Here is a 23171-nt window from a genome sequence, read left to right on the forward strand (position 1 = left end):
TGCATGAGCCTGCGTTTCCTTCCCTGGTCCTTTGCCCTCGCGCTGCTGGTCGGCTGCAGCACCGTGTCCGCACCGCATGTGCAGCGCAAGGGCAATCTGTCGCCCACTGCCGAGGCCGGCCAGGCGGCCGAAGTCGCCGCTGATGCTGCCCGTGACGCCCAGGGCGCTCCGCAGGCGGTGATCCGCCGTGGCACCGGCACCATGATCAACCGCGAAGCAGCACGCGCACCGGCTCCGGCACTGCATGGCGCCAGCACCGGTGAAGCAACCTTCAATTTCGAAGGCGAATCGGTGCATGCGGTGGTCAAGGCCATCCTCGGTGACATGCTGGGCCAGAACTACGTGATCGCACCGGGGGTGCAGGGCACAGTCACCCTGGCCACGCCCAAGCCGGTGTCGCCGGCGCAGGCGTTGAACCTGCTGGAGATGGTGCTGGGCTGGAACAATGCCCGCATGGTCTACAGCGGCGGCCGCTACAACATCGTCGCCGCCGATCAGGCGCTGGCCGGTACCGTCGCGCCGAGCACGGCGCCGGCGGCCAGCGCACGTGGCTTCGAGGTACGGGTGATCCCGCTGCAGTTCATCTCCGCAACTGAAATGAAGAAGGTGCTGGAGCCGTATGCGCGCCCCAACGCCATCGTCAACGTCGACAGCGGCCGCAACGTGATCACCCTGGGCGGTACCCGCGCCGAGCTGGAAAACTACATGCGCACCGTCGAGATCTTCGACGTTGACTGGCTGTCGGGCATGTCGGTGGGCGTGTTCCCGATCCAGTCCGGCAAGGCCGAGCAGGTGGCCGCCGACCTGGAGAAGGTGTTCGGCGAGGAGAGCAAGACGCCCAGCGCCGGCATGTTCCGCTTCCTGCCGCTGGAAAACGCCAACGCGGTGCTGGTGATCACCCCGCAGGTGCGTTACCTGGACCAGATCCAGCAGTGGCTGGACCGCATCGACACCGCCGGTGGCAGCGCCCGCCTGTTCTCCTATGAGCTGCGCTACATCAAGGCGCGCGATCTGGCCGAACGCCTCAGTGAAGCCTTCGCCAGCAGCGGCAACCGCGGCGGTTCCAGCCCGGCCTCGTTGGCACCGGGTGCAATGCCGTCGCAGCTGGGCAGCGACGGTGATCGTGGCATGGACAGCAACAACAGCAGCAATTTCGGTTCGACGCCGGGCAGTGGCTCCAGTGGCACCGGCAACGGCAGCATGAACCTGCCGCAGCGCCAGTCCGGCAATGTCAGCGTCAGCCTGGAAGTGGAAGGCGATCGCGTGGGCGTGTCGGCGGTGGAGGAAACCAACACCCTGCTGGTGCGCTCGACCCCACAGGCCTGGCGTTCGATCCGCGAAGTGATCGAGAAGCTGGACGTGATGCCGCTGCAGGTGCATATCGAAGCGCAGGTGGCCGAGGTCGCACTGGAGGGGGACCTGAAGTACGGCGTGAACTGGTTCTTCGACAACGCGGTGGCCGGGCGCGCGCTGACCGGCGCATTGGCCGGCGTGACCCTGCCGGCCGCCGCCGGCGGCTCCTGGAGCAGCTTTGCCGGTGCCGCGACCGGTGGCGAAGGCCTTGGCTGGGCATTCACCGGCCACAATGGCGCGGCGGTGGTGAGCGCGCTGGACAAGGTCACCGATGTGCGCCTGCTGCAGACCCCCTCGGTGTTCGTGCGCAACAACGCCGAGGCCACGCTCAACGTGGGTGACAAGGTGCCGATCAATACCACCACGGTGAACACCGGTATCGGCACCAGCAGCTACAGCTCGGTACAGTACATCGACACCGGCGTGATCCTGAAGGTACGCCCGCGCGTCACCCGCGACGGCACGGTATTCCTCGACATCGTGCAGGAAGTGAGCAGCGCCTCGAACGTGCCGGAGAACTGCAACCCGCAGGAGCGCAACTGCAACCCGCGGATTTCCACCAAGAAGCTGTCGACCGAAGCGGCGGTGCAGAGCGGCGACACCATCATGCTGGCCGGCCTGATCACCGACACGGGCACCGATGGCAGCAGCGGCATCCCCGGCCTGAGCCGGATTCCGGTGGTGGGCGCACTGTTCGGGCAGAAGAGCCGCACCAGCCGTCGTTCGGAGGTGATCGTGCTGCTGACGCCGAGCATCGTGCGCAACGGGCAGGAGGCACGCACCCTGACCGACGAGTACAGCCAGCGCTTCCGCGCGATGGAACCGCTGAACCAGCCGCGCGCAAAGAAGTAAGGGGTTTACGGCCGGGCTGCGCCCGGCACCCGCAGAGGTCAGAGCAACAGCAACAGCAACAGCAACAGCTGGTTTACTGAGGGGTGGCGGGGCACTGTGGGTTTGCGGGGACGCCGTAAATCCGTCCATGGAGGCTTGGTCGCCGCATCCATGCGGCTCACACCCCGCAAACCCACAGTGCCCCGCCTTCGACAGTTTCCTGCTGCTGTTGGTAGGTGTCGACCTTGGTCGACACGCTGGATCCACGCCATGCGTGGATGCTTTTCGATTCCAATTCGAAATATTCGATTCCGATGGAGATTCATCCACGCATGGCGTGGATCTACTGCAGATCGCGGAGATCTGTCGAAGGCGGGGTGGGTCCGGTTGCGGGGGCGTGAGCCGCATGGGCCCGAGGCATGCCTCGGGCGGGTTGGGCAGGAGGCCCAACCCCGGTCTTGCCGTGTGCGCAGGACAGCGCACACGAGCAAGCGGCTGCCAAGCCTACATGGACGTACTTGCAGCGGCCCCCGCAACCGGCCCCACCCCGCCATCCCTCAGGAGACCCGCCTTTGCTTCGGCTGTTGCCGTTGCTGTTGCTCTGGCCTCCACGGGTGCAGGGCCGCAGGCCCTGCCGACCAACCCACTACTTTGCGCTGGCGATCTGCTTTTCGATGTCGGCGGCCGTCACTGGGCCGAGGAAGGTGTGCGCCAGCTTGCCCTGCGGATCCAGCAGATGCGTCAACGGCAGGCCACGCGGCGTGGCGAAGTCCGCCGGCGGATCGAACGGGTCCACGATCACGATCGGATAGGTCACCGGGTGCTTGGTCAGGAACGACTGCATCTCCGGCACCTCGATATCCTCATAGGCCAGGCCAACCACCTCGATGTTGCTGCGCATCGCATGCAGCGCCGACAGCTCCGGCATCTCCTTGCGGCACGGGGCACACCAGGTCGCCCAGAAATTCACGATCACCCACTTGCCGCGGTGCGCGGCCAGGTCGTAGTCGCTGCCATCCACCGCCTTCATCCTCAGCGTCGGGAACTCGGCAGTGGTGCGCTCGGCCGGGGTCTCTTCGACCGGTGCCGGTGTGGTCGGCGTCGGTGCCTGTGCTGGCGGCTGGCTGCTGGCGGGGGTCGGCTCCTGGGCCGGTTTGCAGGCCGACAGCGCCAGCAACAGGGCCAGCGGGAGCAGCAACGGGGTCTTGCGGGTCATGGCATGTCTCCGGAATCGGTGTAGATATCGCTGACCTTGCGCTTGAGGCGTTCGCGCAGGGGCAGTCGCAGATCGTCCAGTGCCGCCAGCGCAGCACGGCCCAGTGTGTCGTCGCGGTATGGCAGATGCTGCTCGGCTACCGGAATGCGCAACTGGGTACATTCGTACAGATCGGCCAGGCTGACCTGGTCCAGGTCGCGCGAGAGCAGCCATTCGCCACGTTCATCGCGGCGCAGCAGGCCGATCTCCTGCAGGTTGCAGGCCAGGTCCTGCAGCAGCGAATCGGTCAGCATCGGCTCCAGCCGCAGGATTTCATCATCGGCCAGGCCCTTGCCCTTGGCTCGGGCATGGTGGAAGCGGCCGAGCAGGCGCAGCAGGCCATAGAACTCGTAGCCCTGCGGCAGGCGCAGTTCCACCGGCTGGTAGCGGAAGGCGGCCATCGACGAGGACAGCGACGCGCCCAGCAGCACCGCCACCCAGCACAGGTAGATCCACAGCAGCAGGATCGGCACGAAGGCGACCGTGCCGTAGAGCTTCTGGTAGGACTGGAAGCTGCCCAGGTAGGCGCCGATGCCCCACTTCACCAGTTCCAGGATGACCGCCGCGAGAATCGCGCCGGGCACCGCGTGCCGCCATTTCACGGTGTGGTGCGGCACCACCCGGAACATCAGCGTGATGCAGACGAACTCGATCAGGATCGGCGCCAGCCGCAGCGCGAACTCGGCCAGCCAGCGGCCCTCCTGGGTGCCGAACAGTGGCATCGCGAACACCCGCGCCGACACCGCCAGCGAAGCGGCAGCGAGCATTGCGCCCAGGGTCAGCACGGTCCAGTAGACCAGGAAGCGGGTCAGCTTGGGCCGGGTCGAGCCGACCCGCCAGATCTGGTTGAAGGTCTCTTCAACGCTGTTGAGGGTGATCAGCAACGAGACCACCAGTGCGATGAAGCCGGCAGCCGTGAGCTGGCCGGCACTGGCCGAGAACTGCCGCAGGTAGCCTTCGGCCGCACGCGCGGCGTTGGGCACGAAGTTGGAGAAGACGTAATCGCTGAGCTGGTCACTCCAGCGGTCGAAGACAGGGAAGGCCGAGAGCACGCCGAACACCACGATGGCCAGCGGCACCAGCGCGAACACCGTGGTGTACGCGAGCGCCGCCGCCGCCTGGAACAGGCGGTCGTCGAGGAAGCGATGCCACAGGAAGCGGCCGAAACTGATGGCCCGTGCGCGATCCCGCGCGCGCTCCATCCACAGGTTGAGCGTATCCAAAGGTTCCATCGGCGAAAGGGTACCCGATGCGGAATGCTCGCAGGATAGCCATACTGGTGGCCACACGACGAGGAGAAGCGGGCACGATGGGCGAGATTCTGGTGCTGTACTACAGCCGGGGCGGTTCAGTGGCACGGCTGGCGCGCCAGATCGCGCGGGGCATCGGCGAAGTGCCGGGCATGACCGCGCGCCTGCGCACAGTGCCGCCGGTGGCTGCCGTGACCCAGACCGCACAACCTCCGGTCCCCGACGATGGTGCCCCCTACGTGAGCGTGCAGGACCTGGTCGAATGCCAGGGCCTGCTGCTTGGCAGCCCCACCCGCTTCGGCAACATGGCGGCGCCGGTCAAGCACTTCCTGGACGGGCTGGGCGCCGAATGGGTCAACGGCACCCTCTCCGGCAAGCCGGCCGGCGTGTTCACCTCCACCGCCTCGATGCATGGCGGCCAGGAATCGACCCTGCTGTCGATGCAGGTGCCGCTGCTGCACCATGGCTGCGTGATCGTCGGCATCCCGTTCACCGAGCCGGCGCTGAGCCACACCACCAGTGGCGGCACGCCGTATGGCGCCAGCCATGTGGCCGGTGCAGCCGACGACCCGCAGCCGACCGACGATGAAGCCGTGCTGGCGCGCGCGCTGGGCCGCCGGGTGGCCGACATCGCGCAGCGGTTGGCCCGATGAGCGCCGCGCCGCGCACGGCCCTGCTGCTGGCCCTGATGGGGCTGGCCGCGCTGTTCGCCGGCTGGTTCATCAATGACAAGCACTGGCTGGCCACCCAGCTGGTGTTCACCGCGCCGCCGCTGGCGTTGGCCGTTGCCCTGCGACTGGGCTGGCGCCAGGCCGGTTTCTGGGCCTCGGTGCTGGCCCTGGGCTGGTTCAGCCACGGGGTGATGAGTGCCTGGAGCCACCCGGAAACACGCTGGCTGGCGCTGATCGAGATCGCGCTGGCCCTGCTGGTGATCTTCAGCGCCAGCCTCCCCGGGCTGCGCGCCCGCTTCGGCAAGCGACGCTGACGCTGCGCCCGCCGGGCCGTATCATCTGTGTTCCTGGCCCCGCGCCGCTGTACCTGTCCTGGTTTCGCGCATGCACATGATGGAAGAGCTCCTGGTCGTCACCACCGGTGGCACGATCGACAAGATCTACTTCGACGACAAGTCGGACTACCAGATCGGCGACCCCCAGATCGGCATGATCCTGCGCGAGCTGGGCGTGACGTTCCGCTTCAACGTGATTCCGATCCTGCGCAAGGATTCGCTGCACATCAACGATGAGGACCGCGAACTGATCCGCGCCACCATCGCCGCGCAGCCGACCCGCCACGTGCTGGTGACCCACGGCACCGATTCGATGGTGCAGACCGGCCAGGTGCTGGCGACGATCCCGGACAAGACCATCGTGATGACCGGCGCGCTGAGCCCGGCGCGTTTCCGCGGCTCGGATGCGGAGTTCAACATCGGCTGCGCGATCGGTGCGGTGCAGTCGCTGCCGAGCGGCGTGTACATCGCGATGAACGGGCGGATTTTCGACCCGCAGCACGTGCGCAAGAACGTGGCCGCGAACCGCTTCGAATCGGTGTGAGGAACAGCGTGCCGACCAAGGTCGGCACCCACCACGACGCGGCGGCTCGTATCACCGCGCGTCCCCATGCAAAAACGCCCCGGCCGGAGCCGGGGCGTGCCCATGGAGAGGGGCTTGGGCTCAGTACTGGGCGTTGAGAGTCAGGCCCGAGAAGGTGCTGTAGGCCTTCACCCGCACATACCACGTGCCGGCAGCCGGACTGTTGATGGTGCAGGTCTCGCTGTTGCCGCTCAGGTACGGGCGGCAGGTGTAGGCGGTATCGGTCGGGGCACTGCCCTGGCGCACGTACAGGTCGGCATCACCGCTGCCGCCACTGATCGCCACGCGCAGCTGGGTGCTGCCGGCCGGAACGTTCACGGTGTAACTCAGCGAAGCGCCGCTGGCAGCGCCGAGGCCGGTGACCGGAACGTTGTTCTGCAGGACGTTGCCACCCGGGTTCGGGCCGCCACCGTTGATCGCCGCAGCCACGGCCGCGTCGGCGTCGATGATGCCGGCGCCGCAGCCTCCCGAGCAGGCGCCCGGCAGCGGACGTGCAGTGCTCTTGATGATGCTCTCCACCTGCGCCGGGCTCAGCGGGCTCGGGGCTACGGACTGCATCAGCGCGACCACGCCGGCCACGTGCGGTGCTGCCATCGAGGTGCCGTTGTACGAAGCGTAGCTGGCGCTGCCCGGGGTGGTGGTGCCGCTGTTGAGGGTGGACAGGATGCCCTGGCCCGGTGCCGAGATATCGATGCCGTTGCCATAGTTGGAGAAGCTGGCACGCGCACCGGCCGAGGTCGTGGCCGCCACTGCGATCACGTTCGGGCAGTTGGCCGGCACCGACGAGGACACGTTGGTGTTGCTGTTGCCGGCGGCGACCACCACGGTGGTGCCACGCCCGACAGCGCCATTGATCGCGTTCTGGTAGGTGGTCGAACAGCTGCCGCCGCCGCCCAGCGAGAGGTTGATGACCTCGGCCGGATTGGCATTGGCCGGCACGCCGCTGACGCTGCCGCCGGACGCCCACACGATCGCGTCGGCAATGTCGGAGGTGTAACCGCCGCACTTGCCGAGCACGCGCACCGGCACGACCTTGGCGTTGAACGCAGTACCTGCCACGCCGGTACTGTTGTTGGTCACCGCCGCTACCGTGCCGGCCACGTGGGTACCGTGCCAGCTGGAGTTCGAACCCGGGTAGCCCGCCTGGCACTCGTTGTCGCCGTACCAGTCGCCCTCATCGTTCGGGTTGTTGTCGCGGCCGTTGCCGTCGCGCGCCATCGCCGCATCACTGATGAAGTCGTAGCCCGGCAGGATGTTGGCATTGAGGTCGGCGTGATTGGTGATGCCGGTGTCGATCACCGCCACGACCACACCGGTGCCGGTGGCCTTGTCCCAGGCCGGCCGGATGTTGATGCCGGCATTGGAGGTGCCGAAGCCCCATTGCTCGCTGAAGCGGGTGTCGTTCGGGGTCAGCGTGGCACGCATGATCTGGTCGACTTCAACGTATTCCACGTTCGGGTCGGCGGCCAGCTTGCGCATCAGCTGCTCGGATTCGGCCTGGTCGAGCGGACGATCGGTCCTGACCAGGGTCGGGCCGACGGCCAGCTTGCGGACCTGCTGCAGGCCCAGCGCGCGGCCCTGGCTGCTGGCCAGGCCGGCGGCGGCACTCTTCAGCGAAGAGGCCAGTGCGGTGGTGTTGGCCACCGGCGCGCTGCCGTCGCGGTACTTCACGATGAAACGCTGGTGGGTCTGTGCGGACTGCAGGCCGCTGAGCTGGACATCACCGGCCAGCGCAGGCGTGGCCAGCAGCAGCGATGACAGAACGGACGCACCAAGGACCACCCACACTCGACGCACACGCGGTTGCGTTACCTGGGACATCGTATTTCCCTTTCTTGTGGTGTGAATGCCGGAATCGGCAGAAGCACCGGCCCGAACCCTGGGCTGGCTTGCGTTGGCGAGGTTCGAAGTCCGGCGAGCCAGCGGATCCCCCTAACGATCCGCCGTGCAGATGACGCTAATGACCAAAACCGGACACCACAAGATTTTCAGCGTCTTTTCAGCAAGATGAAATGTTCGTTCTGAGACTTTTCGGGTCGAGGGTTTGTGAAGGTGAAGGAACTTTCTCCTGCCCTGCACGCACCTGACTGGGTCATCACATGTCCTGCGATGACTTTGCCGACATCGGCGTCCACTGCTGACACCAACGACGGCGCAGCGTGCCCGCGGCGTGCCTGCCCATCGCGTCGGACGCGCTGACTACTTTGCCTGCGGGAGGCGCGCCGGCCGGATCCGCTGACCTTTGACCGGCTCGCCGCGTGCAACCGGCTGGTCATCGGCCACATAACCGGAGAACTGTGCCGGCAGCGCTTCGCCGACACCGAACACGGGCCCTGCCTGCAGCTGGTAGTGCAGGTGCGGCTCGGAGGAGTTGCCGCTGTTGCCACAGTCACCGAGGTGCGCGCCGCTGCGGACAGCCTGTCCCTGCGCCACACGCACACTGCCCTGGCGCAGGTGCGCCAGCACCGAGTATTCCTCGTTGTCGTGGTCGAGGATGACGCGGTTACCGGTGAGCTGGGCGGCATTCATCTGGCCCGGCACGTTGTCGGCGACACCCTCGATCACGTCCACCACCGTGCCGTCGGCGGGCGCGAGGATCGGGCGACCGAAGCAGTAGTAATCATCGTTGCGCAGGCCATCGCCACGGTGCGACCGGCCATCGCGGACCACCAGCAGATCCAGCGCGAAGCGCTGGCCGGCATGGGCCGCATGGTAGTTCTGTTCGACACTGCGCCCGCCCCAGAACACGAAGTACTCATCGTCGAACGGCAGTTGCAGCCGTGTGCGGGTCTGGTAGTCGAGGAACCCGCTCGCTGCGGCCTGCGGCGGCGTGGTCTGTAGCGGGCGGATGTAGAAGCCGCCAATCCGCCCGTCGGCATCGATGGCCCACAGCATCTGGATGATGGCCGGGCTCCTGGCGAAACGCGCCTGCCGCAGATAGGTGTCGAATCCATCAACCTTCTCGACCTTCTCACTGACCAGCTCGGTTTCTGCGCCCCAGCCCGCCAGCACCTGCTCGCGCAGCGCCACCAGGCTCTGCGGGGACTGCAGCCCCGCCTGCATCTGCGGCGTCATCCGTTCCCACAGGGCGTCGATGTGCCCTTCGTAGAACCGCGTGGTCAGCGTGGCTCCCTGTTGGCGCGGATCTGCGGCCGCGGCCGCGCCGATGAGGGCAGAGAAGGAAACGACCAGAACTGCAAACAGGCGCGGGAGCAATGTCATGTCAGGCGTCCTTTCGATCCGGATCGGGAATGCCGGCAACGATCGCCGCCAGCTGTGTGCGGTACTCGGCCAGGGCAGTGCGGCCCATCGGCGTCAACTGCAGGGTGGTCAGTGGGCGCTTGCCGCGGAACGACTTGTCGATGGCGACCAGTCCAGCAGCCTCCAGCTTGCTCAGATGGCTGGAGAGGTTGCCCTTGCTCAACCCGCTGAGATGTTCGACAAAGCCGAACTCGGCGGATTCGGCACCTGCCAGGATCGACAGGATCAGCAGGCGTGCCGGCTCGTGGATCAAGCGGTCGAGCTGGAGCAGCGCTCTGGAATCAGGCAGCTGGGTCATTCGACGTTCGTCCGCGCCGCCATGAACGCGCGCATCTCCACCTGTAGCCGCTGGAAGCGCTGATGGTCGCGCCAGCCGACCACGATCAGTGCGATGGATGCCAGCGGGAACACGGCGGTGCTCGGACCGAAGCCATACGCCTGCCCGGTGAAGGCCAGCGCGGCCTGGCACAGCAGGAACACGCCCACGATGAACTCCAGCGGCGTACGCAGCCAGCGCCACACCACCCAGGGCAGCAGCGCCACCACGGCCAGGTAGCCAATGGCGCGGAGGTTCCAGGGAAGTTCGCCCATCGGCGCCAGCCGGGTCAGCACGCTGCCGATCACCAGCACGCTTACCAGCGCGGTGAAGGCGATGAAGAAGCGCTGGAAGTTGCGTTCTGCCGGCGTGACCTGCTCCTCGACCTGGCCCAGGCGCTGGTAGTAGCGGCGCGCCAGCCACTGCTTGCCGACGATCCACAGCACCGGCACGGCAATCAGCACGATGCGCAGCGCCAGGGTGGTCGGCAGCAGCGCGCCGGCAAGGAACGAGGCCAGGCAGGCAATGCCGCCTGCCATCGCCGACAGGCCCCCGGCACTTCGCGAGTACCGCGAATATTCACGGGTCAGCGCCTGCAGGCGCGAGGAAGGATCAATGACGGACGGCTGCTGCATGACACGCTCCATCGGGGTCGCTTGAATTTAGTTTGCAGTGCAAACCTATTTGCGTCAAGCGCCCGCCTGCTGCGGTCGACGGGCGGGCCCACAACGCAGAAAGCCCGTCACTGGGACGGGCTTTCAAGAAGCGCCGCCGGGCATGGCCCGGCGCTACCGGTTCAACGCGGGCGATCAGCCCAGCTTGACCAGCCAGTTGTGGCGGTCCGGCAGGCGGCCGTACTGGATGTCGGTCAGTTCCTTGCGCAGCGACATGGTCACTTCGCCGGCCGGTGCGTTGATGTCGCCCACCGAGAAGCCTTCGCCCTTCAGCTGGCCGATCGGGGTGACCACCGCAGCGGTACCGCAGGCGAACACTTCGGCGATCTCGCCCGAGGTCACACCCTGCTTCCACTCATCGATGGTGACCTTGCGCTCTTCGACCTTCATGCCGCGGTCGCGGGCCAGCTGCAGGATGCTCTCGCGGGTGATGCCTTCGAGGATGCTGCCGGACAGCTGCGGGGTAACCAGCGTGCCGTCCTTGTAGACCAGGAACACGTTCATGCCACCCAGTTCTTCCAGGTACTTGCCTTCGACCGGGTCGAGGAACAGCACCTGCGAGCAGCCCTGTGCCTGCGCCTTCTGCTGCGGCAGCAGCGAAGCCGCGTAGTTGCCACCGCACTTGGCAGCACCGGTGCCGCCCTTGGCTGCACGTGCGTATTCGGTGGACAGCCAGATCGACACCGGGGCGACGCCCTTGGCGAAGTACGGGCCGGCCGGGCTGGCGATGACGTAGTAGCCGGCCTTGTGCGCGCCGCGCACGCCGAGGAAGGCTTCGTCGCCGATCATGAACGGACGGAAGTACAGGCTCGACTCATCGGCCGACGGCACCCAGGCGCTGTCGACGGCGATCAGCTGCTTCAGCGATTCAACGAAGATCTCCACCGGCAGTTCCGGCAGCGCCAGGCGCTGCGCCGAACGCTGCAGGCGACGGCCGTTGGCATCCGGGCGGAAGGTCCAGATCGAACCGTCGGCATGGCGGTAGGCCTTGATGCCCTCGAAGATTTCCTGGCCGTAGTGCAGCACGGCCGCGGCCGGGTCCAGCTGCAGCGGACCGTAGGCGCGCACGTTGGCGTTGTGCCAGCCGGTGTCCTTGTCCCAGCGCACTTCCACCATGTGGTCGGTGAAGTGCAGGCCGAAACCCGGCTTCTCCAGGATCTGGGCGCGCTCTTCAGCGCTGCGCGGGTGGTCCGAACGGGTGACGGCGAAGCTGGGAATGGACTGGGACACCGGAGATTTCCTGTTCTGGTTGCGGGTAATGCCCGGCCCGCGTCACTGCGGGCCGTGGGTCAAAGCATGCCGGTCTCGAGCCGGGCCGCCTCGGACATCATGTGCTGGTTCCACGGCGGGTCGAACACCAGGTCGACGTCGGCCTCGGCCACCGTCGGAATCATTTCGAGCTTGCTGCGCACGTCGTCGACCAGGATCTCGCCCATGCCGCAGCCCGGTGCGGTCAGGGTCATCTTCACGTCGATCTCGCGCTTGCCTTCGTCCAGGTGCTTGATCTCGACCTCGTAGACCAGGCCCAGTTCGACGATGTTCACCGGAATTTCCGGATCAAAGCAGGTGCGCAGCTGCTGCCACACCAGCTGTTCCACCTGTTCATCGGTGGCGTCAGCCGGCAGCTCGAGCGGTGCCGGTGCCTCCTTGCCGATGGCGTCGCCGTCCTTGCCGGCGATGCGGAACAGGTTGCCCTCGACGAACACCGAATAACTGCCGCCCAGCGCCTGGGTGATGTACCCATAGCTGCCGGCGGGCAGGGTCACGGTGTCGCCCTGCGGGACCATCACGGCCTCGCAATCGCGTTCGAAGTGGACAGGTTCGCTGCTACGGGAATACATGGGGACCGATATGGGGCCGTGGCCAAGGCCACGCAAGACGGCATTCTAGCCCAGCCGCCCTGCCGTCGCCGGTGCACTGCGGCAAACCACAGTATCCTGTGGGTGATCTTCAGGGAGCTTCGATGTCCTCCAATGCCGCGCGTGCCAGGACCGTGACCTGGCTCTGGCCCATCATGCTGTTGCTGGGTCTGCTTGTTGCTCCCCTCGCCTGGATGATGCTGGCGCTGATGACCGGCCGGCAGGTCGGCTGGATGGCGGTACTGACCGCCCTGGAACTGGTGTTCATGCTGCGCATGGGCACGCTGGGCCCGGGCCGGCTGCGCATCGCCCTGGTCGTGCTGGGCACCCTGCTGGTGGCGGCCGTGGCCAACTGGGCCATCGCCAGCGCGTGGATGGGCGGCTCGATCGGGCTGGACCTGTGGGACGCCACCCTGCGGATGGGCCCGCACCTGGCGTGGACCCTGATCACCCTCGCCAACGGCGCGATGGAATGGCTGTGGCTGGCCCTGGGCCTGGCCGTGGGCGCCTGGCTGGCGCGCTGACCCACCGGCAGGTAGTGCCGGCCGCTGGCCGGCAGAAGCGTGCGGACCAAGGTCCGCACCTACCGGGCGCAGCCGCCATGCGTGGATGGGGGTAGTGCCGGCCGCTGGCCGGCAAATGCGTGCGGACCAAGGTCCGCACCTACCCGATGCAGCCGCCGCTCAATGCCCGCCGTCGAGCGCCTTCAGTTCGCTCACCAGCGAGGCCGCCGCTTCCGCACCATCGCCGTACAGCATGCGGGTGTTGTCGGCGTAGAACAGCGCATTCTCGATGCCGGCAAAACCGGTGCCCTTGCCGCGCTTGATCACCACCACGTTGCGCGCGTTGACCACATCCAGCACCGGCATGCCGTAGATCGGGCTGGCCGGGTCGGTACGTGCCACCGGATTGACCACGTCGTTGGCACCGATCACCAGCACCACATCGGTGTTGGCGAATTCCGGGTTGATGTCGTCCATGTCGGCGATCAGGTCGTAGGGCACACCCGCTTCGGCCAGCAGCACGTTCATGTGCCCAGGCATGCGCCCAGCCACCGGGTGGATCGCGAACTTCACCTTCACCCCGCGCTGGCCCAACCGCTGCGCCAGCTCCCAGATCTTGTGCTGGGCCTGCGCCACCGCCATGCCATAACCGGGCACGATCACCACGCGTTCGGCGTAGGCCATCATCGCCGCGACGTCCGACGCTTCAATCGGCTTCTGCGCGCCAGTGATCGCCTGCGCTTCGCCGCCGACGCCGCCGCCGCCGAAGTTGGAGAACAACACGTTGCGGATTGGCCGGTTCATCGCCTTGGCCATCAGCCGGGTCAGCAGGATGCCCGCCGCGCCGACCATCATGCCGGCGATGATCAGCGCCTCGTTGCCCAGCACATAGCCTTCGAACGACACCGCCAGGCCGGTGAGCGCGTTGTACAGCGAGATCACCACCGGCATGTCGGCGCCACCGATCGGCAGCGTCATCAGCACGCCCAGTGCCAGTGCCAGCACGAAGAACGCGACGATCGCCCAGGTGTTGAGCGTGCTGGCCGCGATGATCGCCAGCACCACCACCGCCAGTGCCACCAGCAGGTTCATCACCTGCTGGCCCGGCCAGGTCACCCGCTTGTCCAGGCGGCCATCGAGCTTGGCCCAGGCAATCACCGAGCCGGACAGCGACACCGCACCGATGGCCGCGCCGACCACCGCCAGCAGCAGCACCATGCCCGAGGGTTGGCGGGCAGCGAGGTCGGCCAGCGCCTGTGCGCTCCAGTGGCTGGTATCACGGTTGGCGAGGAAGGCGTAGCGCAGCAGTTCCACTGCACCGATGGCCGCGGCCGAGCCGCCGCCCATGCCGTTGTACAGCGCCACCATCTGCGGCATGTCGGTGATGGCAACCTTGCCGGCCGACCACCAGGCCAGGCCCGCGCCCAGCAGCAGCGCCACCAGGATCAGCGGCACGTTATGCAGTTCGGGCAGGAAGAAAGTCGCCACCGTGGCCAGCAGCATGCCCAGCCCGGCCCAGCGGATGCCGCTGCGCGCGGTCAGCGGCGAGGCCATGCGCTGCAGGCCCAGCAGGAACAGCGTGGCGGCGACGAGGTAGCTGGCCTTGACCAGCCAATCGAGCAGTTCGACGGTGCTGATGTTCAAGCCTGCGGCTCCTTCGGCTCGTCCTTGCCGCCCTTGGGCGCGCTCGGCTTGAACATTTCCAGCATGCGCGCGGTGACCACGTAGCCACCGGCGGCGTTGCCAGCACCAAGCACCACGGCGAGGAAGCCCAGAGCTTTCTCCAGCGGTGTCTGCGCGTGCCCCAGCACCACCATTGCACCGATCAGCACGATGCCGTGGATGAAGTTGGAGCCCGACATCAGCGGGGTATGCAGGATCACCGGCACCCGCGAAATGATCACGTGGCCGGCGATGGCTGCCAGCATGAAGATGTACAGCGCTACGAACCCGTCACTCACCGGCAACGCTCCTGCTCTGTCTTCGTCGTCCCATCATAACCATGGGCTGAACCCGGTGCGCGCCCGGCGTCAACCGAAGCCGCGCTCACGCGTTGTCGATGGTGACCCCGAGCGAGGAACCGTACCCTGTGCTGGTGAGCAGCCCCGTCCCCCCGAGCGCCGAGACCGATGCCCTGCCGGCGTCGCTGGAGGCGTTCCTGGCCAGTGTTGGCCCGCGCGCGTTCCGCTTCGCCGAGGCCGGCCTGCGCCAGCGCGAAGACGCCATGGACGCGGTGCAGGACGCGCTGCTGCGCATGCTGGACTACGCCGACAAGCCTGCTGCCGAATGGGCCCCGCTGTTCTGGAGCATCCTGCGCCGGCGCGTGATCGACGTGCAGCGCCGGCGCCGCTTCCGACTGCCGTTCTGGCGCGACAACCAGGACGCCGACGGCGGCGAGATCGACTGGGCCGACCCCGGCCCGGACCCGGCACAGGCGCACGAACAGCGCCAGCAGTACCAACAGCTGGTGGACGCGTTGCGCCGCCTGCCCGCCCGCCAGCGCGAGGCCTTCACCCTGCGCGTGCTGCAGGACCTGGACGGGGCCACCACCGCCCGCGCCATGGGCTGCAGCGAAGGCGCGGTAAAAACCCATCTGGCACGCGCCCGCCAGGCGCTGCAGGATTATCTGGAGACCCACCCGTGAACCGCTCCCTGCCTTCCGATGACACCCTGCGCAGCCTGCACGCGCAGTCGCTGCACGCGCTGTCGCCGGCAACGCTGGCCCGGCTGCGCCAGGCTCGCCACGGCGCCACGGCCGCCCATCGCGGGCGCTGGCGCTGGTGGCTGGCCAGTGCCTGTTCACTGGTGGTGGCACTGGGTATCGGCCTGCAGTTCACCGGCCACGGCACCCTGACGGGCCCTGCGCCGGCACCTGTGCTTGCCTCGGCGGAAGACAACAGCGCGCTCTACGACGAAAATCCCGATCTGTACCTGTGGCTGGGCGATACCGACCTGGCGATGGAGTGAATCATGTCCCGACTGCACACCCTGCCCCTGCTGATGACCCTGTTGCTGCTGCCGGCCTTCCCGGCCCTGGCGCAGAGCGCCGCGCCCGCCCCTGCCGCACGCCCTGCGCCGGCCGCACCGCTGCCGGCGTGGGAACACCTGAGCGAAGCGCAGCGCGAATCCCTGCTGGCGCCGCTGCGCGACCGCTGGAACAGCGCCGATGCCGGCCAGCGCCAGCGCATGCTTTCGCATGGCCAGCGCTGGCAGTCGATGAGCCCGGAGGAGCGCGACAAGGCCCGCCGTGGCCTGCGCCGCTTCGAGCACATGAACCCGGAACAGCGTGAGCAGGCCCGGGCCCTGTTCGGTCAGATGCGGAACATGCCGCCGGAACAGCGCGACACCCTGCGCGAGCGCTGGTCGCAGATGACGCCGGAACAACGCAAGGACTGGGTGCGCGACAACCCGCCGCCGGCGAAGCCGCGGTAACGCCGGCATCCGCAGGGTGGGTGCGGACCCTGGTCCGCACGCTGGGCCGTTCCTCCACGCATGGCGTGGATCTACCGGGAAGGCAACCGGCGCTACCGGCTCACGCCTGCCAGCGTGTCTTCGCCAGCAACTCGTCGTCCCAGTCGAAACTGAGCTCCCCTTCGCGCACGAACAAGGCGACGAAGTTGAGCAGGTTGCGCGCGTACATCTCGCTGGCCTGGGTCGCGCCGCGGCTGGCCAGGCCAAGCGGGCCATCGATGGTCACGCCCTGATGTTCGATGCACTGCCCCGGCTGGGTCAGTGCGCAGTTGCCGCCGCTCTCTGCCGCCAGATCGACAATGACGCTGCCGGTGGCCATGCCTTCCACCATCGCGGCAGTCACGATCGTCGGCGCCGGTCGCCCCGGTACCGCTGCCGTGCAGATCACCACATCCACGCTGCGCAGGTGGTCGGCCAGCCGGCGCTGCTGCTCGGCGCGTTCCTCATCGGTCAACGCACGCGCATAGCCGCCTTCACCGGCTGCACTCACACCAAGATCAAGGAAGCGCGCGCCCAGCGACTGGATCTGCTCGCGGGTTTCCGGGCGCACGTCGAAACCTTCCACCTGTGCACCGAGACGACGCGCGGTGGCGATGGCCTGCAGACCGGCCACACCGGCACCGATCACCAGCACCTTGGCCGGGCGCACGGTACCGGCGGCGGTGGTCAGCATCGGGAAGAAACGCGGCGCACGCTCGGCCGCGATCAGTGCCGCCTTGTAACCGGCCATGCCGGCCTGCGAGCTGAGTACATCCATCGCCTGCGCGCGGGTGGTGCGCGGCAGCTGCTGCAGTGGGAACAGGTGCAGGCGGTCGCCAGCGGCCAATGCCGCAAGCGCCGGATCGCTGGCCGGGGTCAGCAGGCCGACCACGCTGGCAGTGGGCTTGAGCTGCTCCAGCACCGCCACCGGCGGTGCCTGCACGCACAGCAGGATATCGATCTCGGCCCAGCGACCTACATCGAACACACGTGCACCGGCGTCGTCATAGGCAGCATCGGTAAATCCCGCCGCCAGACCGGCGCCGGCCTCATACCAGACAGTGATGCCCAAGGCACCGAGCTTGCGCGCGGTTTCCGGCGTCAACGCCACGCGCCGTTCGCCCGGCGCAGTCTCCTTGATCCCCAGCAACGCCACGGCCATGCAGGTCCCCGCTGATCGGTGAGTTTTCCCGATCCTAGCAGGCGGCCACGGCTCAGTGCAGTGTTGCGCTGCCCGGGTCCAGCCGATCGATCACACCCTGCATCGCGCTGTCGAAGGCGCCATCGTCGACGTGGGCGCGCAGGCGGCCCAGCCGCACCATCACCGCCAGTTCTTCCGGCGAGGCCACGCAGAAGCGCACGCCGCGGCGGTTGACGAACAGCAGGCGCGAGGAAATCGGGCTGACCCAGGACAGCTTGCCGGCCTGCACCTTGCCGTCCTTGTCGACGAAGTCCAGCCAGTTGCCGATTTCCATGCGTCGGAAGCGGTCGGCGTCGGCGTTGTCGAAATCGTCGGCGTCGATCTGCCCGCCGAGCTCCACCGCTGGCGACTCAGCCACCGGCGGCGCCGGCAAGGCGACCTGCGGCAGCTCCGGCAGCGCGCGCTGCAGTTCCGGTCGCGATTCCGCAATGCCCTGCAGGGTGTCGTGCAGGGCGTCGATGGCACCGGTGGCGGCATCGCCGTGCACGCCGACGCTGGCAAATACCTTGGCCAGCACCGGCTGCCAGGCCTGCAGCCACGGCTTGCCGACGATCTGGCGGCGGGCCTCGGCCACTTCCTCCAGCAGGCCGTCAGCCAGGCTCAGTGCCTCGGCCACCGACGCGCCCTCCTCGCCCTCGCGCAGCAGCGCCAGGGTCAGGTGGTGCTGCCATGGCTGGCGCAGGAACTCAGCGATGGCCGGCGGCAGGGTGGCATCGCCGATGCGGCGATCCAGTTCGGCACCGGCCCGGCTGCGGGCCATTTCCAGCTTCTCCTGGCCGCGCTGCGTTTCGGCGGCGCGGCGCTCGGCGATTTCCACGCGGCGGCGGTGCTGCACGAGGAACTCGCGGAATTCTTCTTCCAGGGTCAGGAAGATCGCCAGGTTCTCGTTGAACTCAGCCACCAGGCGCTCGATGATTTCCTCGACCTTGGCCATCAGCATGCGCTCGGCCTGGCTTTCGCCGGTATTGCCCTCGCAGGCTTCGGCCAGCGAGTTGAGCAGCTTGCGGGCCGGGTGGGTCTTCTGCACGAACATGCGGCGGTCGAGCATCGCCACCTTGACGAAGGGCACCACCAGGCGGCCGATCAACTCGCGCGAACGGCCCTCCAGCTCGCGTTCGTCCAGCATCACGTCGAACAGCATGCCGACCAGATCGATCGCATCTTCGTCCTGCGGGTCCAGCCGGGTCTGGCCAGGATCGACGCCGAGACGGGTGGCGCTGGACAGCACTTCACTCTTCAGCCGCTGCGCCAGTGATTCGCCGTCCTCGCCGATGGCCGCACGCAGGGTGGCGCTGGGCGTGGCCTGCAGCAGCGACAGCACCGACATCATCTCGCGCTGGCTCAACGGGCGGTGCTGGCCGACCGCGACCTGCGCTGCCGAGGTGGCGTCCTCGCGAACGTGACGGGTCTGCTGCAGCAGCTCATGCAGGGCCTCCAGCAGCATTCCCTGCTGGCCGGCATACGCCTCGCCGTTGCCGGCATCCTCGCTCCCGAGGTGCTGCTGCATGTGGCCACGGCGCTCGGACCAGCGCGCAGCGAAGCGCTGTGCCCAGGCCGGCGCGGCCTGTTCATCATCGCTGAATTCGGATTCGAAGCCCGCCGCGTGGCGCGGCTCGACCAGATCGTCCGACCCGGGCGCCATGCGCGGGTCGGGCGCGGCAGACAGTGGACGCCGCGGCGCCCCCATCTGCGACATCACGCCAGCGGCGGCCAGCTGCTCGTCCAGCTTCTCGTAGATGCGGCCCACCGGCGCGCGCAGGTCGCGCTCGCACAGCTTGATCAGCACCAGGTGCACTTCCGGCGCCAGTTCGCAGCCGGCAAAGGCCTCATGGATGGCCACGCCCAGGTGTTCGGGGCTGACCGGGTTGTGGTCGGCGTCCAGCTCGGCGCCGCCGATCAGGCGGCCGAGGCGGCGGTCCAGCCGCGCCAGCACCGGCTTGAAGTCACGCAGCAGCACGGTGGCGAAATTGCGCACCGCCAGCCGCGATTCCAGTACATGTTCAGCCAGCAGGCTCAGGCCATCCTCGGCCGGCCCGGACAGGGTGGCTTCGGCCGACAACGGCTCGCCACTGGCCAGTGCATCCCAGGCCCGCTGCAGGTGGCCGGCGAAGGCGGCGGCGATGTCCTCACGGCGACGGCGCAGCTCGCGCATCGCATCCAGGAACAGCAGCTGCGACGAGCCAGCATTGCCGGCGCGGTCGAACAGTGCATCGTCGAAACGCGCCAGTGCGGCCCCGAACGCCTGGCACAGCGCCGGCAGGACCATGTCCCGGGCACGCTGAAGCTGGACCGGGTCACGGCCCGGCGATCCCATCGGTGTGGGCGCGCTCATCATTCGGGAAGGCTCCCCACCTTCTCTGGTACGACAGACAGCATGGACATCGCGACGGCCGGCACACCCCATGTGCCGGTACGTCGATGGTAGGCCGGCCAGCCCGTCACGGACAGTGAAACAGTCCTCACTTCAAACCTCATGACCGGCGGCCCGGCAAGATAGATATCGTAAGCCGTGCGAGGCCCACGAGGCGAGAGGAAGCGGTCGTCCCTTTCCCGCCAGTGGCATGATGTTCATCACAGTTTGATATTCAGGGGCGGGACGCGACACAGACGGCGTCATTGACCACCCCGACTATAATCAAACACCCGTGATGACCGGTTCAGACTCCATGCCCGACCCCGCTGCCCTGCTTGCCCTGGATGCCCGCCGCTCGGTGCCCTCGCGGCAACTGGGCGAGCCCGGACCGGATCCAGCCACCCTGCAGCGCATGCTGGCCTCGGCCGTGCGCGTGCCCGACCACGGCAAGCGCGTACCGTTCCGCTTCCTGAAGATTGCCGGCGATGCACGTCACACTCTGGGCGACTTCCTGGCCGAGCGCAGCCGCCAGCGCGACCCGCATGCCGGCGAGGCGGTATTCGAGAAGGACCGCCAGCGTTTCAGCCATGCGCCGCTGGTGATCGTGGTGGTCGCCAGCCCGCGCCCGGACCCGAAGGTGCCCGAACAGGAACAGCTGATGACCGCCGGCTGCGTCTGCTTCGCCCTGCTGCAGGCCGCGCAGGCGCTGGGCTTCGGTGCGCAGTGGCTGACTGCATGGATGGCCTTCGACCCGGTCGTGCAGGCACATCTGGGCCTGGCCGAAGGCGAAGGCATCGCCGGCTTCATCCACATTGGCACGCCCAAGGCCGATGTACCCGAACGCGAGCGCCCCGATCCGGCGGCCCTGCTGCGCGACTGGACGCCACCGGCATGACCCTGCCGGCTCCGCCGCCGTCGCTGTACCTGGTTGATGCCAGCATCTACGTGTTCCGCGCCTGGCATTCGCTGCCAGACCAGTTCCAGGACGCGCAGGGCTGGCCGACCAACGCCGTGCACGGCTTCGCCCGCTTCCTGCTGGACCTGCTGGAGCGCGAGCGCCCCCAGCACATCGCCATCGCCTTCGACGAAGCGCTCGACAGCGGCTTCCGCCATCGCCTGTACCCTGCCTACAAGGCCAATCGGGACCCGGCGCCGGAAGCGCTCAAGCGCCAGTTCGTACACTGCAAGGCGCTGTGCGCGGCGTTGGGCCTTGCGGTGCTTGCCCACCACGAATACGAAGCCGATGACCTGATCGGCAGCGCCCTGCACGTGCACCGTGGCAGCCACCGCGGGGTGATCATCTCCGCCGACAAGGACCTGTCGCAGCTGCTGCTGGATCACGACGAGCAGTGGGACTACGCACGCAACCAGCGTTGGGACGTAACCGGAGTGAAGGCGCGGCACGGCGTGCACGCGCACCAGATCGCCGATTACCTGGCACTGTGCGGCGATGCGGTGGACAACATTCCCGGTGTCAGTGGTGTCGGCAGCAAGTCCGCCGCCGTGCTGCTGGCCCACTTCGGCAGCATGGATGCGCTGTACGAACGCCTGGACGAAGTGCCGTTCCTGCGCCTGCGCGGCGCGGCACAGATGGCGGTGCGCCTGCGCGAACAGCGCGAGCACGCCCAGCTCTGGCGCCAGCTGACCACCATCGCGCTGGACGCGCCGCTGGACGGCAGCCAACCCGGTCTGCTGCGCCAGGCGGCCGACCCGGAGCTGCTCGGTGGCCTGTGCCAGACCCTGCGCTTCGGCCCGATGACCCGCCGCCGGCTGTTCGATGCCGCCGGTGTGGCCGACCCCGTTCCCACTCCATCCTTTTCCAATTCCAGCGAGCCCGCATGAGCCAGCGCAACACCGAAGCCCCGCGTGTCGTCTATGAAGGCAAGTACCAGCGCATGCTGGTGCGCGGCACCTGGGAATACAGCGAACGTACCCACGCCGGTGGCCTGGCCGCCATCATCATCGCCGTCACCCCGGAGGACAAGGTGCTGTTCGTCGAGCAGTTCCGCGTGCCGCTGCAGGCACCCACCATCGAGATGCCGGCCGGCCTGGTCGGCGACATCCACGCCGGCGAATCGATTGAAGTCTCGGCCGTGCGCGAACTGGAAGAAGAAACCGGCTGGACCGCCGATCACGCCGAAGTGCTGATGATCGGCCCGACGTCGTCCGGCGCCAGCAGCGAGAAGATCGCCTTCGTACGCGCTACCGGCCTGCGCCGGATCGGCGAAGGTGGCGGTGATGACAGCGAGGACATCACCGTGCACGAGATTCCACGCAGTGAGGCCGCGGCCTGGCTGGTGCAGAAGATGGGCGAAGGCTACGAGCTGGACGCCAAGCTCTGGGCCGGCCTGTGGATGATCGAGCACCACCTGGACGGGCGCCCGCGTGGCTGACGCCGGCCTGCATGCGCTGCCGGCGCTGCTCGGCGCCGACGACCCGGCGATCTACACCCTTCACCGGCCGCAGGGCGCTTCGCCGTACCTGCTGCTGGCCGACCACGCCGGCCAGCAGGTGCCGCGCGCCCTCGCCGGCCTGGGCTTGCCACAGGTCGAACTGGACCGCCACATCGGCTGGGACATCGGCATTGCCGGCACCACCCGCGCACTGGCCGAACGGCTGGATGCATGGGCGATCGAACAGACCTATTCGCGGCTGCTGATCGACTGCAACCGCCCACTGGCCTCGCCGACGCTGATTCCGGAAGTAAGCGACCACACCGTGGTCCCGGGCAATGCCGGTCTGTCAGTGGCACAGCGGCAACAGCGCATCGATGCGATCCACGCGCCGTACCACGCACGCATCGACGCCGAACTGGACGCACGCCGCGATGCCGGTCGCCCCACCCTGCTGGTGATGATGCACAGCTTCACGCCAGCGATGAACGGCATGCAGCGGCCGTGGCATGCCGGCGTGCTGTACAACCAGGACACGCGCTTTGCGCATGCACTGCTGCAGGCACTGCGCGACGAAGGCGACCTGGTGGTGGGTGACAACGAACCCTATTCAGTCAGCAGCACCAGCGACTACGCGGTGCCGGTGCATGGCGAAGGCCGCGGGCTGGTGCACGTGGAACTGGAGATCCGCCAGGACCTGATCGCCGATGCCGCCGGGCAGCAGGCATGGGCGGAGCGGCTGGCGCGGATCTTCAGCGCGCTGCAGCCGCAGTTGCTGGCCGCCGGGTGATTTACCCAGGCTTGGTAGTGCCGGGCCCGGGCCCGGCACAGCAAAAAACAACACCCCCAGAGGGTGGCGGCCCCCCGGCCCCCCACCCCCCAA

The 23171-nt window shown here is 67.7% G+C and carries 24 protein-coding genes; 12 read left to right on the forward strand and 12 right to left on the reverse strand.

What is annotated here, in order from left to right; all coding sequences use genetic code 11:
- Positions 1–3: 3 nt before the first annotated feature.
- Positions 4–2205 carry a type II secretion system secretin GspD gene (gene gspD / locus ABE423_RS13345; protein ID WP_032130125.1) on the forward strand — a complete coding sequence of 734 codons (2202 nt, stop codon included), beginning with the start codon at positions 4–6 and terminating at the stop codon, positions 2203–2205.
- Between the two features lie 625 nt (positions 2206–2830).
- Here the strand turns inward: gspD and ABE423_RS13350 are convergent.
- Together ABE423_RS13350 and ABE423_RS13355 are read right to left on the reverse strand one after the other, a co-directional pair.
- The gene (locus tag ABE423_RS13350) at positions 2831–3400 is read right to left on the reverse strand and encodes a TlpA disulfide reductase family protein (protein WP_121504922.1); all 570 of its coding nucleotides are present in this window, start codon (positions 3398–3400) and stop codon (positions 2831–2833) included.
- Positions 3397–4671 carry a YihY family inner membrane protein gene (locus ABE423_RS13355; RefSeq protein ID WP_032130426.1) on the reverse strand — a complete coding sequence of 425 codons (1275 nt, stop codon included), beginning with the start codon at positions 4669–4671 and terminating at the stop codon, positions 3397–3399. Before ABE423_RS13355 ends, ABE423_RS13350 begins: the two co-directional genes overlap by 4 nt.
- A 77-nt stretch (positions 4672–4748) precedes the next feature.
- Between ABE423_RS13355 and wrbA the strand changes: the two genes are divergently transcribed.
- From wrbA to ABE423_RS13370, 3 genes are all read left to right on the forward strand, one after another.
- Entirely contained in the window at positions 4749–5342 is a 594-nt protein-coding gene (gene wrbA / locus ABE423_RS13360; RefSeq protein ID WP_012510135.1) for an NAD(P)H:quinone oxidoreductase, read from the forward strand.
- Positions 5339–5674, forward strand: a complete 336-nt coding sequence (locus tag ABE423_RS13365) for a DUF2069 domain-containing protein (protein WP_293796219.1) — start codon at positions 5339–5341, stop codon at positions 5672–5674. The genes wrbA and ABE423_RS13365 overlap by 4 nt, the downstream gene beginning before the upstream one ends.
- A 79-nt stretch (positions 5675–5753) precedes the next feature.
- A complete protein-coding gene (locus ABE423_RS13370; protein ID WP_032130424.1) occupies positions 5754–6239 on the forward strand; it encodes an asparaginase domain-containing protein in 486 nt (161 codons plus the stop codon).
- A 120-nt stretch (positions 6240–6359) separates the two neighbouring features.
- Here the strand turns inward: ABE423_RS13370 and ABE423_RS13375 are convergent, their stop codons facing one another.
- The 6 genes from ABE423_RS13375 to sufT all read right to left on the reverse strand — a co-directional run bounded on the left by ABE423_RS13375 (position 6360) and on the right by sufT (position 12370).
- Positions 6360–8099, reverse strand: coding sequence for a S8 family peptidase (locus ABE423_RS13375; RefSeq protein ID WP_100434086.1), 1740 nt, complete (start codon positions 8097–8099; stop codon positions 6360–6362).
- A 378-nt stretch (positions 8100–8477) separates the two neighbouring features.
- A complete protein-coding gene (locus ABE423_RS13380) occupies positions 8478–9500 on the reverse strand; it encodes a M23 family metallopeptidase (protein ID WP_346486339.1) in 1023 nt (340 codons plus the stop codon).
- Between the two features lies 1 nt (position 9501).
- Positions 9502–9837 carry a transcriptional regulator gene (locus ABE423_RS13385; protein ID WP_012510131.1) on the reverse strand — a complete coding sequence of 112 codons (336 nt, stop codon included), beginning with the start codon at positions 9835–9837 and terminating at the stop codon, positions 9502–9504.
- Positions 9834–10490 carry a hypothetical protein gene (locus ABE423_RS13390; protein ID WP_253145893.1) on the reverse strand — a complete coding sequence of 219 codons (657 nt, stop codon included), beginning with the start codon at positions 10488–10490 and terminating at the stop codon, positions 9834–9836. The genes ABE423_RS13385 and ABE423_RS13390 overlap by 4 nt, the downstream gene beginning before the upstream one ends.
- Positions 10491–10664: 174 nt before the next feature.
- A complete protein-coding gene (locus ABE423_RS13395) occupies positions 10665–11759 on the reverse strand; it encodes a branched-chain amino acid aminotransferase (protein ID WP_004144913.1) in 1095 nt (364 codons plus the stop codon).
- 59 nt (positions 11760–11818) lie between these two features.
- Positions 11819–12370 (reverse strand): putative Fe-S cluster assembly protein SufT, encoded by a 552-nt coding sequence (sufT, locus tag ABE423_RS13400; protein ID WP_005415385.1) that lies wholly within the window; start codon positions 12368–12370, stop codon positions 11819–11821.
- A 122-nt stretch (positions 12371–12492) separates the two neighbouring features.
- On the opposite strand from sufT, the gene ABE423_RS13405 reads away from it, so the two are divergent.
- Entirely contained in the window at positions 12493–12912 is a 420-nt protein-coding gene (locus ABE423_RS13405; protein ID WP_253145884.1) for a hypothetical protein, read from the forward strand.
- 159 nt (positions 12913–13071) lie between these two features.
- Here the strand turns inward: ABE423_RS13405 and ABE423_RS13410 are convergent, their stop codons facing one another.
- Together ABE423_RS13410 and ABE423_RS13415 are read right to left on the reverse strand one after the other, a co-directional pair.
- On the reverse strand, positions 13072–14535 hold the full coding sequence (locus ABE423_RS13410; RefSeq protein ID WP_346486343.1) for an NAD(P)(+) transhydrogenase (Re/Si-specific) subunit beta: 1464 nt from the start codon (positions 14533–14535) through the stop codon (positions 13072–13074).
- Positions 14532–14852: an NAD(P) transhydrogenase subunit alpha gene (locus tag ABE423_RS13415; protein ID WP_005408173.1), complete on the reverse strand. Its 321-nt coding sequence runs from the start codon at positions 14850–14852 to the stop codon at positions 14532–14534. Before ABE423_RS13415 ends, ABE423_RS13410 begins: the two co-directional genes overlap by 4 nt.
- Before the next feature lie 98 nt (positions 14853–14950).
- Between ABE423_RS13415 and ABE423_RS13420 the strand changes: the two genes are divergently transcribed.
- Genes ABE423_RS13420 through ABE423_RS13430 form a run of 3 tightly spaced genes read left to right on the forward strand, consistent with a single transcriptional unit; the run spans position 14951 to position 16323 of the window.
- Positions 14951–15535 carry an RNA polymerase sigma factor gene (locus tag ABE423_RS13420; protein ID WP_080356593.1) on the forward strand — a complete coding sequence of 195 codons (585 nt, stop codon included), beginning with the start codon at positions 14951–14953 and terminating at the stop codon, positions 15533–15535.
- Entirely contained in the window at positions 15532–15858 is a 327-nt protein-coding gene (locus ABE423_RS13425; RefSeq protein WP_032130086.1) for a hypothetical protein, read from the forward strand. The genes ABE423_RS13420 and ABE423_RS13425 overlap by 4 nt, the downstream gene beginning before the upstream one ends.
- A gap of 3 nt (positions 15859–15861) precedes the next feature.
- Positions 15862–16323 carry a DUF3106 domain-containing protein gene (locus ABE423_RS13430; protein ID WP_346486346.1) on the forward strand — a complete coding sequence of 154 codons (462 nt, stop codon included), beginning with the start codon at positions 15862–15864 and terminating at the stop codon, positions 16321–16323.
- 100 nt (positions 16324–16423) lie between these two features.
- Here ABE423_RS13430 and ABE423_RS13435 read toward each other — a convergent pair whose 3' ends face one another.
- Together ABE423_RS13435 and ABE423_RS13440 are read right to left on the reverse strand one after the other, a co-directional pair.
- A complete protein-coding gene (locus ABE423_RS13435; RefSeq protein ID WP_032130088.1) occupies positions 16424–17503 on the reverse strand; it encodes an NAD(P) transhydrogenase subunit alpha in 1080 nt (359 codons plus the stop codon).
- Between the two features lie 52 nt (positions 17504–17555).
- Positions 17556–19877 carry a DUF1631 domain-containing protein gene (locus tag ABE423_RS13440; RefSeq protein WP_049422876.1) on the reverse strand — a complete coding sequence of 774 codons (2322 nt, stop codon included), beginning with the start codon at positions 19875–19877 and terminating at the stop codon, positions 17556–17558.
- A gap of 331 nt (positions 19878–20208) precedes the next feature.
- On the opposite strand from ABE423_RS13440, the gene ABE423_RS13445 reads away from it, so the two are divergent.
- Genes ABE423_RS13445 through ABE423_RS13460 form a run of 4 tightly spaced genes read left to right on the forward strand, consistent with a single transcriptional unit; the run spans position 20209 to position 23078 of the window.
- The gene (locus ABE423_RS13445; RefSeq protein WP_088028247.1) at positions 20209–20790 is read left to right on the forward strand and encodes a nitroreductase; all 582 of its coding nucleotides are present in this window, start codon (positions 20209–20211) and stop codon (positions 20788–20790) included.
- Complete coding sequence (locus ABE423_RS13450; RefSeq protein WP_346486349.1) at positions 20787–21737, forward strand: 5'-3' exonuclease H3TH domain-containing protein; 951 nt, start codon at positions 20787–20789, stop codon at positions 21735–21737. The genes ABE423_RS13445 and ABE423_RS13450 overlap by 4 nt, the downstream gene beginning before the upstream one ends.
- Positions 21734–22288, forward strand: coding sequence for an NUDIX hydrolase (locus tag ABE423_RS13455; RefSeq protein WP_010481791.1), 555 nt, complete (start codon positions 21734–21736; stop codon positions 22286–22288). The genes ABE423_RS13450 and ABE423_RS13455 overlap by 4 nt, the downstream gene beginning before the upstream one ends.
- Entirely contained in the window at positions 22281–23078 is a 798-nt protein-coding gene (locus ABE423_RS13460; RefSeq protein WP_293796184.1) for an N-formylglutamate amidohydrolase, read from the forward strand. The genes ABE423_RS13455 and ABE423_RS13460 overlap by 8 nt, the downstream gene beginning before the upstream one ends.
- Positions 23079–23171: the final 93 nt, after the last annotated feature.

The organism is Stenotrophomonas sp. TWI1409 (assembly GCF_039673015.1).
Lineage (GTDB): Bacteria > Pseudomonadota > Gammaproteobacteria > Xanthomonadales > Xanthomonadaceae > Stenotrophomonas > Stenotrophomonas maltophilia_A.